This is a genomic window from Halomonas sp. 3A7M, assembly GCF_014897875.1.
Lineage (GTDB): Bacteria > Pseudomonadota > Gammaproteobacteria > Pseudomonadales > Halomonadaceae > Vreelandella.
This window is the reverse complement of the sequence record NZ_JABUZD010000124.1, coordinates 1-16,312: the sequence shown is the minus strand read 5'-3', so window position 1 is coordinate 16,312 and position 16,312 is coordinate 1. Positions and strand designations below refer to the sequence as shown.

11 protein-coding genes and 2 tRNA genes are annotated in these 16,312 nt (G+C 52.0%); 9 read left to right on the top strand and 4 right to left on the bottom strand.

What is annotated here, in order from left to right; all coding sequences use genetic code 11:
- Positions 1 to 3,813: BapA/Bap/LapF family large adhesin (locus tag INT19_RS11620; RefSeq protein WP_226924591.1), on the top strand; the 3,813-nt coding region annotated here is incomplete at its 5' end.
- A gap of 152 nt (positions 3,814 to 3,965) precedes the next feature.
- On the opposite strand, the gene INT19_RS11615 is transcribed toward INT19_RS11620, so the two are convergent.
- Positions 3,966 to 7,154, bottom strand: a complete 3,189-nt coding sequence (locus INT19_RS11615) for a UDP-N-acetylmuramoyl-tripeptide--D-alanyl-D-alanine ligase (protein WP_193060843.1) — start codon at positions 7,152 to 7,154, stop codon at positions 3,966 to 3,968.
- A gap of 216 nt (positions 7,155 to 7,370) precedes the next feature.
- Here INT19_RS11615 and INT19_RS11610 point away from each other — a divergent pair.
- The 3 genes from INT19_RS11610 to nadA all read left to right on the top strand — a co-directional run bounded on the left by INT19_RS11610 (position 7,371) and on the right by nadA (position 8,891).
- Positions 7,371 to 7,446: transfer RNA gene (locus INT19_RS11610), tRNA-Lys, on the top strand.
- Between the two features lie 51 nt (positions 7,447 to 7,497).
- Positions 7,498 to 7,573: transfer RNA gene (locus INT19_RS11605), tRNA-Lys, on the top strand.
- A 289-nt stretch (positions 7,574 to 7,862) separates the two neighbouring features.
- Complete coding sequence (gene nadA / locus INT19_RS11600; protein WP_193060842.1) at positions 7,863 to 8,891, top strand: quinolinate synthase NadA; 1,029 nt, start codon at positions 7,863 to 7,865, stop codon at positions 8,889 to 8,891.
- Positions 8,892 to 8,962: 71 nt separating this feature from the next.
- On the opposite strand, the gene INT19_RS11595 is transcribed toward nadA, so the two are convergent.
- On the bottom strand, positions 8,963 to 10,423 hold the full coding sequence (locus INT19_RS11595; RefSeq protein WP_193060841.1) for a M48 family metalloprotease: 1,461 nt from the start codon (positions 10,421 to 10,423) through the stop codon (positions 8,963 to 8,965).
- Positions 10,424 to 10,606: 183 nt separating this feature from the next.
- On the opposite strand from INT19_RS11595, the gene INT19_RS11590 reads away from it, so the two are divergent.
- Both INT19_RS11590 and INT19_RS11585 read left to right on the top strand, forming a co-directional pair.
- A complete protein-coding gene (locus INT19_RS11590) occupies positions 10,607 to 10,885 on the top strand; it encodes a sulfurtransferase TusA family protein (RefSeq protein WP_089039771.1) in 279 nt (92 codons plus the stop codon).
- On the top strand, positions 10,882 to 11,979 hold the full coding sequence (locus INT19_RS11585) for an AI-2E family transporter (RefSeq protein ID WP_193060840.1): 1,098 nt from the start codon (positions 10,882 to 10,884) through the stop codon (positions 11,977 to 11,979). The genes INT19_RS11590 and INT19_RS11585 overlap by 4 nt, the downstream gene beginning before the upstream one ends.
- A 111-nt stretch (positions 11,980 to 12,090) precedes the next feature.
- Here the strand turns inward: INT19_RS11585 and INT19_RS11580 are convergent, their stop codons facing one another.
- Entirely contained in the window at positions 12,091 to 12,564 is a 474-nt protein-coding gene (locus INT19_RS11580; protein WP_193060839.1) for a peroxiredoxin, read from the bottom strand.
- Positions 12,565 to 12,949: 385 nt separating this feature from the next.
- Here INT19_RS11580 and dapA point away from each other — a divergent pair, with 385 nt between their 5' ends.
- From dapA to purC, 3 genes are all read left to right on the top strand, one after another.
- Entirely contained in the window at positions 12,950 to 13,834 is an 885-nt protein-coding gene (dapA, locus tag INT19_RS11575) for a 4-hydroxy-tetrahydrodipicolinate synthase (protein ID WP_089039768.1), read from the top strand.
- A 76-nt stretch (positions 13,835 to 13,910) separates the two neighbouring features.
- On the top strand, positions 13,911 to 14,909 hold the full coding sequence (gene bamC / locus INT19_RS11570; RefSeq protein WP_193060838.1) for an outer membrane protein assembly factor BamC: 999 nt from the start codon (positions 13,911 to 13,913) through the stop codon (positions 14,907 to 14,909).
- Between the two features lie 30 nt (positions 14,910 to 14,939).
- A complete protein-coding gene (purC, locus tag INT19_RS11565) occupies positions 14,940 to 15,653 on the top strand; it encodes a phosphoribosylaminoimidazolesuccinocarboxamide synthase (protein WP_193060837.1) in 714 nt (237 codons plus the stop codon).
- Between the two features lie 111 nt (positions 15,654 to 15,764).
- On the opposite strand, the gene INT19_RS11560 is transcribed toward purC, so the two are convergent.
- Positions 15,765 to 16,256, bottom strand: a complete 492-nt coding sequence (locus INT19_RS11560) for a response regulator transcription factor (protein ID WP_193060836.1) — start codon at positions 16,254 to 16,256, stop codon at positions 15,765 to 15,767.
- Positions 16,257 to 16,312 lie beyond the last annotated feature (56 nt).

The window sequence follows — 16,312 nt, the reverse complement described above, 5'->3', positions numbered from 1 at the left end:
GCAGATGCAGATGCAGATGCAGATGCAGATGCAGATGCAGATGCCGATGCTGACGCAGATGCAGACGCAGACGCAGACGCTGACGCTGACGCCGATGCTGACGCCGATGCTGATGCCGACGCCGACTTCGAACTAGTAAATGTCGATGTTGCTGCGAATCTGGAGCGTGAAATCAGCTATGAGCCGGAAGAAACGCCGGATACGGGTAGCGATAGCCAGTTCGACTTGCTTGGTATCGACCTTCTAAGTGGACTCGCCAACCTGGATATTGGCTCTGGTGACCACCCGCTAGTCGAGTTCAGTCTGGATGAAAATACCAACGAGACCACGTTCAACGTCGATATCTCTGGAGCTCTGGAGGTCGGTGTACTGGACGACTATGTTCTGATCGTTGAAAGCTTTGAGAACGGGGAGTGGGGACGTGTCGAGGATGGTGAGAATAATCTCGACGAAGGACTGCTTTCACTGAGTCTGCTTGGCTTGGGTGGTACTTCAGGGCAGGTGACTCTGGAAAATCTGGATGCGGGCGACTATCGCGCCACCCTGGTTCCCGATCCAAGCTTGATCAATGTTGGTGTGGCCATCACTCGTGAGCTTGACGTTACCGCTACCGACTTGCTGGAGGTTGAGGACATTACAGTTGGTGAGGTTGCGGAAGGCAACTTTATTGATGAGGCCGCTAGCGGAGATGCCGGCAACCTGGAAGTTCAGTCCATCGCCTTCAATGGTACTGAGTTCACGCCTGTGAATGGTGAGATAGAAGTCGTTGGTGAATATGGCACTTTGGTCATAAATGCCGATGGTTCTTACACATACACGCCGAATGCAGAGGCGGGCAGCGCAGGTGTGGATAGCTTCACAGTGAACGTCGTGGATACTGTGACTAACGAAGAAAAATCCGCGAATATCAACGCTGAAGTGGCACTAGTCGATGTGCCAGGCGAAGGGGATGCCGACGCACCAGATATGCCGACGGCAGCTTTCAATGCTGCAGGTAACGAAGTTACCGGTGAAGCCGAGCCGAGCAGCACGGTCACGGTGTATGACGAAAACGGTGAAGAGATAGGTACGGCGATTGCCGATGAAGAAGTCGGCAGCTACACCGTTACGCTGGATGAGCCGTTGACCAACGGTGAAGACACCGGTGACGCCGAACTGGGCAGCACGGTCACGGTGTATGACGGAGATGACAACGTGCTGGGTACCGCCACCGCCGATGCAGAAACCGGCAGCTATAGCGTGGAACTTGATCCGGCCTTGGCCGACGGTGAAGACACCGGTGACGCCGAACTGGGCAGCACGGTCACGGTGTATGACGTAGATGACAACGTGCTGGGTACCGCCACCGCCGATGCAGGAACCGGCAGCTATAGCGTGGAACTTGATCCGGCCCTGGCCGGCGGTGAAGAGGTAACGGTGACGGCCACTGATGGTTCAGGCAACGAATCCGAGTCAACCCCCGCGACCGCACCGGATACCACCGCACCGAACCTGCCGGGCGTGACCATTGGTAATGGTGATGCCTTCCTTACCACCGATGATCTTGATGAGGATGGCAATGTCGAAGTCACCATCGACCTGACCGACACCAACGCCGAGATCGGTGACACTCTGACCGTCAATGGTGTGGAAACCACCTTAACAGAGGAGCACATCAACGCTGAGGAAGTAGTGACCGAGGTTGAAGCGCCGGAGGGTGGTGGGACCCTGGAAGTCACGGCCCACTTGGCCGATGCTGTGGGTAACGTATCCGCCCCCGGTACTGCCAGTGCCACAGCGCTAATAGATGGTGAAGCAACCGCTAATTTAGGCAACCAGACCAGCCTGGACTACACGCCGGATAGTACCTCTGAGGTGCAGGTAATCGATCTTCTGGATAGCTTCCCAGAAGATGCGGGCACCACCGTGATTGTTGGAGACAATGAGGACTTCAACGCCTTCTCTGGGGATCTGGAGGTCGAGGTCAGTCAAGTTGGGCTATTGGCAGTGGCCGGTGCCTTCCGTGTCGATGTCTACGATGCAGGCGGTAATCTCGTGCACACCGCAGCCACCGCGGACAGTCCCTTGGTCGGTGATGTGGCCGGCCTGGGTATATTGGGGCTAACGGATGACGGAGCGCTAACCACAAAGGTTACCGGGCTGGAACCTGGGCAGTATCAGGTCATTGTGCGCAGCGATGAGAGTGCATTGAACCAACTGGTCGGCGATCTCACTCTGTCGGAGTTGGGCGATAGCGGTGTTGTGCTGGGTGAAGAAAATCAAGAGGTGGTGCTGGGTGCCGTGGAGGATGCCCTGAATGGCACTGTTCCTGTTCTTGACCTCTTGGGTCTTGGCTTAGGCACTGTCGTTGTCGGAATCCTAGAGCCAGTACTGGATACCACGACAGAGCTAGGGGCTGGAGAACTGGTCGATACCATTGTCGGCGGCTTGAACGATCTTGGCCTGACCTATCTGGTAGATGAGGTGCTCGATGCAGTTGCTGATGCCTTGCTCACCGAGACCCTGACGCTGCTCGAGCAGACCGAAATTACCACCACGCTGACCGAGCACGGCCTGGAGGGCGATGGTATCGCTGAAGGCACCGTGGACACGGGGGCTGGGGTAGTTGGCAGTGTGATAACGGAAGTCGCCAATAGCAGCGGACAAACCGTGCAACTGGAGGCTGGCACGGCAACCATTGCGGGGCTCTACGGTGATCTGGTGATCAATGAGGATGGCAGCTACACCTATACCGCCAATGGAGATATCGCCTCGCTAAACCAGCAGGAGACGTTTACCTACACGGTATCCGATGGCGACAGCCAGGCAGAGGCGGAGCTCACTGTTACGATCGAGGGCGAAATTCCGTTCTCGGCTAGTGATGATACCGCCACCATCGATATCGAATGGACAAACGTCACTGATAACGACTTCCACCAGGATGAGGGGTCGGCCAGCTCCGTTCTGCTAGTCTTGAACTTACCCTATGAAGGTGAAGAATTCGAGATCGAGCCTAATATGGAGCTGTCAGGCGTCGTTATCGCTTCTTCGTCGGTTAATCTTCTTGGCGGTGGCAACCTTAACATCCAGCGGCTTGACGATAACGAAAATTGGGAAACGGTTCACTCTCAAGAGTTCGGCAACTTGGTGGGTGTGGCTAATGAAGTAGCCAGTATCGATATTGCTGGACTGGATCTCGACCCCGGAACTTACCGAGTCCATTCACAGATCACTGGTGTAACAGCAGATGTCAACATCGATGGTAGCTTTGCCGCTACCTACCTTGATCAGTTCGAGTCCGCTTTCGTACCGGTATCGGGCAATCTGCTGGATAACGATGAGGCGATAGGCGCAAGTTTGGAGATCCTTGAGCCGGATACGGGGGACTATGTTGAGATCGGTGATGAGCCGATAACGATCGAAGGAGATTATGGCTCCCTGACCGTGGATGCCAACGGCAACTATAGCTACACGCCAAACGGTGACCTGGAGCACTTCACTGAGCCGCACTCGGAGGCGTTTGTCTACCAGCTTACCCACCCCAACGGCAGTACGAGTGAGGAGGCTACGCTGATCATTGAGCTTGAAGCGGTCGATGGGGAGGCGAGCCAACTCGACGATGAAGGCATTGCTGCGATGAGTACCTTCAGCCTTAGCGATATGGACTTCGGTGATGACACCGAAGAGCTGGTATTCCCTGAGTCTGAGGACAGCAACGAAGAGGAGGAGCAAGTAACGAGTGGTACTGATGGCTTTGAGGAGGTGCCAATGGGCGACTTCTCCGAGCCGAAGAATCCGCTTGACGATGAGTTTGATCAGACTCCTATGATCTGATTAGTACTCTAACGTTGGCATAACTGCCAAAGCACCGGGCCTTCGGGCCCGGTGTTGTTTTGAAGTTATTTGAAATCATCCATGAGACGATAAGCAGCGTTCAACATTAGGCCGTTGTGGGCTGAGTCGCTACGCGCTGTATTCGGCCATGATTAGGCAGTCTCGCTTTCCAGCCAAGCAACGATTTTATGCATTCCTGTGCTGTTTGAGCCTTTTACGAGCACACCGTCGCCATCGTTGAAGGTATCTGCCAGCACTGTTTTTAACGCATCAATAGACGCCACGTGGGCACCTTGCTGCGTAGCAGGCAAACGCTCCCAGAATGTTCGGTAATGGGGCCCAACGACATACAGTGTGTCGATTTTAGTACGCTCGACAGCCTCTAAAAGTGCCGTGTGGTACTGCTCGGCTGATGGCCCCAAATCTTCCATATGCCCCAGAATGGCAACTCGTTGTCCTTCAACAGCGAGATGTCCCAGTCGATCCAATGCTGCGGCCATTGAGCCTGGGTTGGCATTGTAGGCATCATTGATTAGTGTGAATTGGCGACCCTTAAAACGAATAAGTTTCTCCTCTCCACGGCCGGGTAATGGGCGGAATGTTTTTAAGCGTTCTAGTATTGATGCTAGCGGATAGTCTAGTGCCGTAATGACGGCTATTACTGCAAGGCTATTCAAGGCCATATGGTGGCCTGCTGCTCCAATTTCCACGCGTTCCTGTGGGCCGCCGTAACGTGACAATGTGGCAACCTGCGTTACGTTTTCATAGCTAATCAGTCGTATGTCACTCTGCTCGTGTTCGCCAAACAATATGACGCGTTGCTCGTTCTTAATGGCGGCCGAGTAGACCATTTCAAACTCGAGCATATCTCGGTTGATGACAGCGATCCCACCCGGTGACATACCCTCGAAAATGGCGCTTTTGACGCGAGCAATATCAGCCACTGTGTGTGAGCTACCTATATGCGCCGGATGGACGTTTAGGAAAACAGCAACATGCGGCCGTGCCATTCTGGAACTGGTCGGCATTCTGCCGACTGCCATTTCTAGTACTAGGTGTGGCACATCCCATCCTGCTGAAGATAGGTTCCAGGCAACGCCATGCGGTAAATTTGCATTGTGTGCACTGGCATAAACGTCACCTCGGGTTGCTAGCGCATGTGCCAGCATAGCCACGGCCGTCGTTTTACCTGAGCTTCCAGTCACTCCGACAACAACACCGCTCAGCTGATTTCGAGCATAGCGGCCAAGGGCTAAGATTGCCTCCCCGATGTTGTCGACCTCAAGTATTGGGAGTTCGTTGCTTTCTAGCGCCATCGTGGATGATGAGGATGAACTCACCATGATACCTGCTGGTGTTGGTAAGGTGCTCACGCGACTTGGCAGAACGCCGACCTTCTCACCCTCGCCTCTCACAACCACGAGGTCGCCACCACAAACGCTCGGAGCGAAATACTTAACTCCCTTTGCGAACCAGTCGTGTGTAGGCCGTCGAAGCCAGCGCCCCCCTGTGGCTGCTTCTATGTGATGGGCATTCCAGGCGCGGTCGTTGACCACTGGGTAGGGGGCGCAGGGCGCTTTTAGATAGTGGGTCAAGAACGCAACATACCCTGACAAATAGTGCTCCACATCATCGATACGTACACGGAAACTGTGGTGGCGAATAAAAAAGCTACCCATGATGCGCTGCGGGTTCTGAAAGTAGATAGCAAATTCTGGCCAGAAAAAACCATTGAGCAGGTAGTGTGCCCGTGCTTCTAATGCGCGGTAGAACTTCTTAAGATCAATTTGCTCCAGCAGGTGTTGATGCTGCTTGCTGGTTTCCAGGCGTGTAATCATTTTGTGAGCTGCCATCATCAATTCAAGCAGCGTTGGGAAAGTCGTAATACGTCCCATCACAAAATTAAGATGCCCTGAAACGTTTTTGATACCAAATTGGTAGTAACGCTCTTCTGGTCGGTAAAGAGTTAATTCATTGACGCAGTAGCTAAGCCAGTGGTCGTGAGTTTTCCAGTGGTCTTTTTCGATAAAATACTCAAAAGCGCTTACAACGGTGTTTAGCCAGCGTTCGTCTTTAGTAAGGCCGTATAGGCGCATTAGGCCGAAAGCGGCCTCGCCATCGTAGTATATGATACGAAACTCTTCTTTTATGCTGAGATCGTCGGCATTTAAAACGTGATGGAACTGGCCAGTGTCCTGATTTTGCATGCGCTGTATACCGAGCGCCAGCTGCTCCATAAGCGGCAAGTATTGCTGGTCATTAGTAAGCTCTGTGTATTTAACAAGGGCAAGCAAGCATACCGCGTTGCCGCCGAGCTTTATTTCGTTGTTGCTGTCTTGTAAGTAAGCGAGGGTTTCTCCAGAAGGTAAGGTATATTGGCGAATTAATTGGCTCGTTAAGTGCTCCATAGAGCGGTCTATTGCAGACTTTAACTCGCTACTTTGAGTGACTTCCCATGCTTCAAGCATAGAGTACGTGGTACTGGTGTGGCGAAGCGTATTGTAGGCGTTGATTTCTCTGTCGAAGCAGGGGTGAATGCCATAGATAAAGCGGCCTTTTGCATCGACCTGCTCTGCCAGGAATTGGCTGGATTGCTGGATTAATGAGGTAACCTGAGCAGGGTCTAGCTGCTCGATAATTCGCCGCCCGGTATTGCGACCTTCTTGACCGCCGCTATAGCCGTGAAGCAGTTCATGCGGTTTGTCGGGTTGCACTAAAATGGCTTGGGTGGTGAACAGCAGGGCTTGATCTTGGAGGGCTGGTAATGAGAAGTGCTTACCGTAGCGCTTCACACCATAGCTGAGAAAGTTTTTCTTGTTCAGTGCGGCTTTTGGCTGATTGCCACCTAGGTACAGCATGGCGTTTGCGTTGAGTTCTTGCTCAAGAAAGGCGTAGCGGAAGTTGGTATCTAGACAGACGCCATAGCGGAAATAGTTGCGCTTTACGCTTTGCATCTCTTTTAGGCAGTCGGCCCATGGCATGGCCCGCGTTCCGGTTACCCAGTCAATACGTAGCCAGCGTACCTTAGGCGACTCTTTAAATTTTCGTTGTTGCCAGTCGGCGAGCTTTTTCCACACCTCGGCTAGATGCTTACCTGAAAACTGCACCACGGTTGCTCGTTGCAAGCCATCCGTGAATGATAAAAAGAGGGTAAGTGATTTGTTTACTGATAAATGGGCTTTCGACAGCTCTGCTTCCAGTGGCGCTTTTGCCTGCACAATTAACTCTGAGAGTTTTTTTGTGGGGTGCTGCTTGATCAGGCTGCGTACCTGAGGCTGTTTGGCCTTTGGTTGGGCACTACGTGCGGCGGTAGGCTTTTTCACTGTTGGTTGCTGGCGCATGCTGTGCTTCTCTTTGTTAACGTCGCGAAAACACATGGGTATGGTGCGTTAACGCTTTATGTTTGGCTTAAATATCACATTTTAATTAGTGCGTGTCATTAGCGCCGGAGAGTAGCAACCCATGCTTTTTCTGGGTTAATTAGAAGTTTTGCTAATCAGCTTTAAAAGAACTTGCCAAGCGTAGGGGTGGTCTGTATTATATGCATCCGTTCGAGGGGGTCGTTAGCTCAGTTGGTAGAGCAGTTGACTTTTAATCAATTGGTCGTAGGTTCGAATCCTACACGACCCACCATTCGAACCAGTTTATAGCGCCAAGTGGTCAACTAGGTGCGTAGCAAAATTTGGGTCGTTAGCTCAGTTGGTAGAGCAGTTGACTTTTAATCAATTGGTCGTAGGTTCGAATCCTACACGACCCACCAAATTTAACGCCCCTGGTAGCTTGCTGCCAGGGGCGTTTTGCTATTCGGTGATGAAGCGTCCTAACGCACACTTTATGCTTGCAGCGGGCAACGATTTAACACCACAATAGTCTTAGTTATAGCTACCAATGATGTCTCGGTAGCGCTGCCCGCACTAATGGCGGGCAGAGCGATGAGTCACCGCGAGAGACGCAGCGACTCGTCGCATCGAGTGCGGCGTTTGCGGAGTGCACGCGCCGTGACCGGTGTTTAACAGGGGGATTCCCTGTTCGTCACAGTGGTAGACACGATGACTATTATGACTACTCAAGCTGAGCTTGACGCTCCGCTCCCCAGCCCGTACTGCCCCACCCGCATTCCTGCGGAAGATGAGGCGCGGGTAGCCGAAATCAAGCAGTTGCTAAAAGCACACAATGCGGTGCTCGTCGCCCATTACTACACCGATGATGCCATTCAACAGCTGGCTGAAGAGACCGGTGGCTGTGTTGCTGACTCCCTTGAAATGGCGCGCTTTGGTGCGCGGCACGATGCAACAACGCTGGTGGTTGCAGGTGTACGCTTCATGGGGGAAACAGCGAAAATTCTATCCCCAGAAAAACGCGTTTTAATGCCCACCCTGGAAGCGACCTGTTCGCTGGATATTGGTTGCCCTGCTGACGAGTTTAGCGCTTTTTGTGATGCGCATCCGGATCGTACCGTTGTGGTATACGCCAATACCTCGGCTGCTGTAAAAGCGCGCGCTGACTGGGTCGTCACCTCTTCGATTGCCGTCGACGTTATTGAGCACCTTCAAGCCAAAGGTGAAAAAATACTGTGGGCGCCGGATAAGCACTTAGGTGGCTATATCCAGAAAAAAACCGGTGCAGATATGCTGATGTGGGACGGTGCCTGTATCGTTCACGAAGAGTTCAAGGCAAAGGGGATTGAAGATCTTAAGCGTCTTTATCCTGAAGCCGCTGTACTGGTGCACCCAGAGTCGCCCGATGCCGTGGTCAAACTGGCCGATGTGGCAGGTTCAACCTCTCAGTTGATCAAAGCCGCGCAAACGTTGCCCAATGACAAACTGATCGTTGCTACTGATCGCGGTATTTTCTTTAAAATGCAGCAGGCGGTGCCCGATAAAACGCTATTTGAGGCGCCCACAGCAGGTAACGGTGCGACCTGTCGTAGCTGCGCACATTGCCCGTGGATGGCGATGAATGCTCTGGATAACTTGGCGGGTGCGTTGCGTGACGGTAGCGGTGAGATTTTTGTTGATGACACGCTGCGGTGGCAGGCGTTAAAACCATTAGAGCGAATGCTGAACTTTAATGCCTAGTGTATAAACTCTCCATGGCAGCAAGGCGACAGCCCGAATGCGATAAGCATGCGGGCTGTTTTTTTGAAACATCAAAACTTCTCTAGTGCCTCGCGGTATTCAATGAACGCTTCCCTACGTTGTTCGATACGCGCCAGTGCCTGTTGATCATTCTCTTGCTGTGCGGCATCTTTGGCGATGCTCAACTGACGAATGCCGCGGTCAATTCTGCCTGTTAGCTGTAAGTGTTCTGCTCGCGCTAAGTGTCCCCAGCCGTCATAGCCGCTTCGTCCGGCTGCTTCGGCAAGAAGATTGAACCCTTGAGGGGTTTCAGGGTGCTGAGCAGTAATATCACGTAATAACTCATAAGCTGCTTGAGGATCGCGCTGGAGCTGGGCTTCGGCTAACACCAATTGAGCAGGTAAGTAGTTGGGCATGATGCGCAGCAGGCGCTGGCTACGCGTAATAGCCTCCTCATAGCGTTGTGCTTCTAGCGCAACGGTGGCGGCAGAAGCCGGTAGCATGCCATAGTCAGGTAGCTCGCGGGCCAATTGGTCAAGGGTTTGCAGTGCGTTGTCTGTTTGGCCATTGCGGGCTGCCATTAGCGCTGATAGGTAGCGTTGCGCTTGTTCTTCGCTATCCTCTTGAGCAAGTCGTGACGCAGCTTGTTGCGGTGTGTTGTGGTAAATGCTCAAAAGTGCGCGGGCGCGCATCATGTCGTATAACGTGTCGCTGGTATAGGCGTCGGCAATATTTAGCTGTGATGCGCGTGCTTGAGCATCACTTAGTCGGCTATCGCTCACCGGGTGGGTAAGTAAGAACTCTGGTGGTGTGCCGCCCTGGAGTCGTGCCATCCGTTGCATGGCACTGAACATACGTACCATCGCATCTGGGTTGTATCCAGCACTTGCCATTGCCTGCAGGCCAACCCGGTCGGCTTCTTGCTCAAAGCGTCGTGAATAGGACAATTGGTCTTGAATGAGCGCCGCTTGGGAACCCATAGCAGCGGCCATGCCCGCATCGCCGCCACCGCTGGCGGCAATGAGCATGCCTGCCAGCATGGCGGCCATTGCAGGCAGCTGTGTTTGCTCCGCACGTGCACTGCCCCTGGCGTAGTGTCGTTGAGATAGGTGGCCCAGCTCGTGGGCGATAACCGACACAAAGGCTCCCTCATCTTCAGCAAAGGCGAATAGCCCTGAATTGATACCTATGACCCCGCCAGGGACTGCGAAAGCATTGAGAGAGCCGTTATCAACCATCACGGTCGTTGTGCGAAGGTTGCCAAGCTGGCTGTGGGGAGCAAGGCGTGCAACTAGACTATCTAGGTAGTCATTTACAATAGGGTCTTGCCACTGTGGTGCTTGGGCACGAAATTGACGAAGCCAAGCGCGCCCCAGGCGATACTCTTCGTTACTGACAGAGGTTGAAGCGCCACCTAGGCTTGGGAGCTGATAATCGTCGAAGCCAAAGCTGGGTGGGCTAACACTGGCGACACTCAGCATGAACGCTAGCGCGTAGGCTCGGCGAGAAAGTGTGAATCGAAGGTGCAGCATGGCATCCTCATGGTGTTCCTGATATTCAAGTAATATACGCAGCAAACAGCGGTGTGACATTGATTCAGGCAGGTAAGTGCCGTTAAATCAAATTCTCAGCGACCGTTTTAAAGAAATAGTTTATGTAACAATGCCGTATTCAAGTAAGTATTTTGATCAAGTAGGTATTTTGGGGGAGAGGGTATGTCCGAGCACACAGAGTCCAGGTCAAACGCTAGCATTAAGCCCGATACGGTGCTGGATGCTACCGGGTTGCACTGCCCGCTGCCATTATTAAAAGCCAAACAGGCATTGGCTGGGCTGGCCCCTGGTCAATTGCTTGAAGTAAGAGCAACGGATGCTGGTTCGTGGCGTGATATGGCATCTTTCACCGAGCTTAGTGATCATGTGTTAGAAGCGCGCGAGCAGCATGGCGATATGTACTATTTTTGGATACGCAAAGCAGGGATGTCTCACTCATGACCATGCGCACTATTCTGAAAAGTTGGATTGATCGCTACTTTTCAGACGAAGAGGCGTTAATTCTTCTCTTGGTATTGGTAGCTGGTTTTGCGGCCATTATTTGGTTTGGCAGGATGCTGGCGCCGTTCTTCACCGCGCTGGTGATCGCTTTTTTACTGCAGGGCGTAGTGAGTGCCTTGACGCGGCGCGGTGTGCCTCATTTGCTAGCGGTCATTGTTGTGTTTGTGGCGTTTGTTAGCGTGTTGCTAACAATGGCCTTTATTTTGATGCCGCTGATATGGAATCAACTTGTCGGGCTTGTTCAGGAGACGCCGCGTATGTTTGCTAGCGGCCAAGGGTGGTTAGACGAACTTCAGGCCCGTTATCCTAATTTAATCACTCCCGATCAAATGCAGAGCTGGATAGGCGTTGCCAGTCGGGAAATTAGCCAGCTAGGACAGCGTGCATTAACGCTGTCACTGGCATCGCTCGGCAATATTATGTCGTTGATTATTTACTTAGTGTTAGTGCCGATACTGGTATTCTTCATGCTAAAGGATCGCCAGTCTTTGGTAGGTTTTACGCTGTCGTTGCTACCGCAAAAGCGTACGCTGTTAACGCGTATTTGGCATGAGATGGATCGTCAGATTGCTAATTACATACGCGGCAAATCGATAGAGATTATTATCGTTGGTACGGTTGCTTTTTTTACCTTCGCTTTCTTTGGCTTACCTTACACCGCCTTGTTAGCAGTGCTGGTGGGATTTTCTGTTCTGGTGCCATACATTGGAGCGGCGGTAGTCACCATCCCAGTGGCAGCCGTTGCCGGGTTTCATTTTGGGATCAGTGAGCAGTTTGCTTATGTGGTTGTCGCTTACGGCGTTATTCAAGCGCTTGATGGGAATGTGCTTGCACCGGTGTTGTTTTCAGAAACGAATAATATTCACCCGGTTTCCATTATTGTCGCGGTGCTGTTTTTTGGTGGTATCTGGGGGTTCTGGGGCGTTTTCTTTGCGATTCCCCTGGCCACCCTACTAAAAGCACTGGTTTATGCATGGCCAAGAGGAATAGCCGAGAGAGAAGGTGAAAAGCAGCTTCCATTGGCTGAACATTAGCAGGCGCCACCTGACCGTAGTACGTGAAGCGCGAACGGAAAAATTGCCTGCGAATCAGTCGCGGCACCGCTTCGCGCTGTACCCGCCCAGGATGCGGTGCTCCTGGTTTTGTTAGTTGGCGTGAAGCGCTTCTGCTGCTGTTAGTACGTCATCAACATGCCCTGGTACCTTAACGCCGCGCCACTCTTGAACAAGCCTACCCTCGCTGTCGATTAGGAAGGTACTGCGCTCAATGCCAAGATGCTCTTTGCCGTACATCTTTTTAAGTTTGATAACATCAAAAATCTGGCATACGGTTTCGTCCTTATCGGAGATAAGCTCGAAGTTAAAATCTTGCTTGGCTTTGAAGTTCTCCTGAGCACGGATACCATCTCTAGAAACGCCGATAATAACCGTATTGGCAGCATCGAATCGTGGCTTGCGGTCTCTAAAGTCTCCGCCTTCGGTAGTGCACCCCGGGGTGCTGGCCTTTGGATAAAAATAGATAACCACCTGCTTGCCACGCAGCTTAGACAGCGTCACCGTCGTATCGCTAGTGGCTGGGACAGAAAAGTCAGGTACCGGGTGATTGAGTTTTACAGACATGAAGAGCTCCTTTAATGAGAGGGTTTACTTAGTTGATTACACGAAAGTAACGCTATTATGTCAAAGCGAATAGGCGCCCAGTAATGAGCAGGTGAGAAAACTCTCAGCGCTTTGCGCTGTACAGGTTCGAGCCGCCTGAGTACCATTTGCTGTCTGTCGCCTCCCTTGGGACGACAGCAAAGTGTTCAAAGCATAAAATGGCAGTAGGTTAAATCGCCCCGATAGTGCTCGTTCTAGTGGTCAAAGCTCTTGTGGACAGTCTCTTGTGGGCAGTCTCTTGTGGACAGGCTCTTATAAATAGAGCCCTTATGGTCGAAGCTTCTCGATTTTCAATGAACATCGTCAGTAGCTTAATTTTATAATTTGGCAGGTGAGGAAAAAACGGATGATCACAGGCAGCATTGTCGCCCTGGCGACGCCGATGAAAGTCAATGGCGACATCGACTGGGAGGCGCTTCGTCGCCTGGTGAACTTCCACCTCGATAATGGCACTGATGCCATTGTCGCAGCGGGCACCACGGGCGAACCTACTACCATGACGTTTGCTGAGCACTTTGATGTGATCCGCAGCGTGGTAGAAGAGGTGAATGGTCGTATTCCGGTGATCGCCGGCACGGGAGCGAACGCCACATCAGAGGCGGTTGAGTTAGCGCGTTACGCTAGCGAAGTCGGCGCAGATTACTGTCTATCGGTTTGTCCTTACTATAACAAACCGACTCAGGAAGGCCTCTACCAACACTTCAAAGCGGTGGCTGAAGGAAGCAAACTGCCGGTAATTCTTTATAACGTTCCCGGCCGTACCTGCTCTGATCTGTACAATGAAACGGTAGTACGCCTAGCCGAGGTGAAGAATATTATCGGTTTGAAAGATGCTACCGGGAACCTTGAGCGCGCAGAGGATCTAATTACCCGCTTGAAGGGCAGCGACTTTATGCTCTACTCCGGCGACGATGCCACCGCCTGTGACTTTATGTTGATGGGTGGCCACGGCGATATCTCGGTGACTGCGAACGTAGCGCCCAAAGCGATGCATGAACTCTGCGCTGCAGCCGTAGCTGGTGATTCGGATAAGGCTCACCAAATTAATACGCGTTTGATGCCGTTACACACCAATTTAGGCATTGAAGCGAATCCGATTCCGGTTAAATGGGCACTGCATCGCATGGGATATATGGACGCAGGGATTCGTTTGCCGTTGACCTGGCTGTCGGAAAAGTACCACGCCACTGTCAGTGAAGCGCTGCAGCTGGCGGGCGTCGTAGAGGAGTAATTCGACGTAACCCCTTTGCTACTCGGCGTACGTTGATGCGCCGAGTACTCGACCTGTTGACTGTAAAGGTGGCTTGATGAGCCCTGTTCTTGAAAAACGTTTGCTTGAAAAACGTGCGCTTAAATGGATACCGCTGGCTCTCGCAACGGCTGTCACGCTTGCTGGATGCGCGCGCGACGATGGTTACTATCACGACCGTAATTTGGATTATACTGAAGCTACCCCAGCGCCCCCCTTAGTACTGCCAGAAACCCGCAATCCACAGCGTTACCGTGATGCCATGCCGGTGCCCCAGGTAGCGGTGCAAGGTAGCCGTATTGATGAGGCGGCCGAGATTGCTCCCCCCCAGACGCTGACAATTGGCAGTGGTTTAGAACCTGAATTTGTAGAGCGTCGTCAGGTCGGTGATCAGACTTGGTTGGTGGTCGCGGCAGATACGGGAACTGTCTGGCCTCAGTTAGAAGCGTTCGCGAATAGTCGCCAGCTAGGTGTTCAGCAAAGCGATGCGAATCAAGGTGTCATAGTGACCTCTCAAGCCACGTTGAAGCTACAAAGCGCGCTCAGGGCGGGCAGTAGTGAGGTGCGCTGTGAGCAAGCAGGGCAAAGTGTGACTGTGTGTCTTGATGCCCTAGAGCAGTACTTAGGCGCACGCAGTGCCACTGCTAGCGCATCTTCTTGGACTGCACAACGACTCGCACAAGATCAGACGCTGCAAATGCGCCAGCAGGGCGACGCGTGGGAAGTTGTGATCCCTCAATCCATTGATCGTGTTTGGGCAGAGCTGGACCACTATCTTGAGCTCGACTTTAGTGTCGAAGGGCAGCGCGACCTATTAGCCACTTCTGCTGAAAACTATGAATTCCTGGTTGAGTACATGACCGAGACTGAGCGAGGTCGCAACCCGCTACAAATTGTCTTCAGTCCCGATGTGCGTCGCATGTCGCAGCAAATTCGTCTAGCTCTTCAGCCTGATGGTGATAAGACCATTCTGCGTGCGATTAATGCCAGTGAGCGTAGTTTAACTGCTGACGATCAGCGCGAGCTGCTTGAGCGAGTCTCCGGCTACCTACGTTAATTTTTAATTTTGAAACCCTTCGGAGCCCCTATGGAAAAGCGCCAAGAACTCTACGCTGGTAAAGCGAAATCCGTTTATACCACCGACGACCCTGACTTGTTGGTACTGCACTTTCGTGATGATACCAGTGCTTTCGATGGCAAAAAGAAAGAGTCACTGGCCCGCAAAGGCAAAGTGAACAACATCTTCAATGCTTTCATTATGCAGCGCCTGGAAGAGGCAGGGATTCCTACCCATTTTGAGAAGCAGCTTTCTGATACTGAAAGCCTAGTCAAAAAAATGGAGATGATTCCTGTTGAATGCGTCGTGCGCAACATTGCAGCAGGTGGCCTAGTTAAGCGCCTGGGTGTGGAAGAGGGCATCAGTTTGAATCCGCCCACCTTTGAATTGTTCTTAAAGAACGATGAAAAGGGAGACCCCATGATTAACGAGTCGCTAGCAGAAACCTTTGGCTGGGCAACCCCCGAACAGCTGGCGAAAATGAAGTCACTTACTTTTAAAGTGAACCATGTGCTTAAGCAGCTGTTTGCCGAAGGCGACATGTTGCTAGTCGATTACAAGCTTGAGTTTGGAGTCTTCAAAGGCGATGTAGTCCTTGGCGATGAGTTCTCCCCGGATGGATGTCGTTTATGGGATGCCAATACGCGAGAAAAGCTTGATAAAGATCGCTTTCGCCAGGGGTTAGGTGGTGTCATTGAAGCGTATGAAGAAGTAGCACGACGGATTGGTATTCATATTGATTAATGCCGTAGCATATATGTAATAAATGTTTGTGCTGATATGCTCGCATAGTAAAAACCCGCTTAGGATACTGCTTCCGAAGCGGGTTTTTCTATTAAACTCTGATAGTGTGCTTTAGTCGTCTGAAGACTCTGCAGTTAGTTCATCAAGTGCCTGTAACCGATAGCCATAGCCATAAACTGAAACAAGGTTCCAACCAAATTCCGACGTTAGACTAAGCTTTTTGCGCACTCGGTGAATATGAACGTCTAGCGTACGAGTGCCAGGCGGATCACTTTTACCCCATACATATTCATATAGGTAGGAGCGTGAAAGCGGACTTCCTAACTGGTTTAGTAGAAGAAAGGCTAACCGAAACTCCTGCCTCGTCAACGATACTTCTTCTCCGTCCACGTAGGCTGTTTCACGATTGGTATTGAGCTTAATGCGGCCAAACTCTAATGTTTGCTGCTGAGCAGCACTTGGCGTGCGGAGCGAGTGGCGACGGGTTGACGCATAGGCTCTTGCGGCCAGTTCGCGCGGCCTAAAAGGTTTGCTGATGAAGTCATCAGCCCCCGCGTTCAAGGCTTGAATAATATCGGCTTCTTCCTGCCTCAGGGTCACCATTAGGACAGCAGGAAGTAAGCGTCCATTCCGCGACGTTCTGCCACCCCGCTAAAATT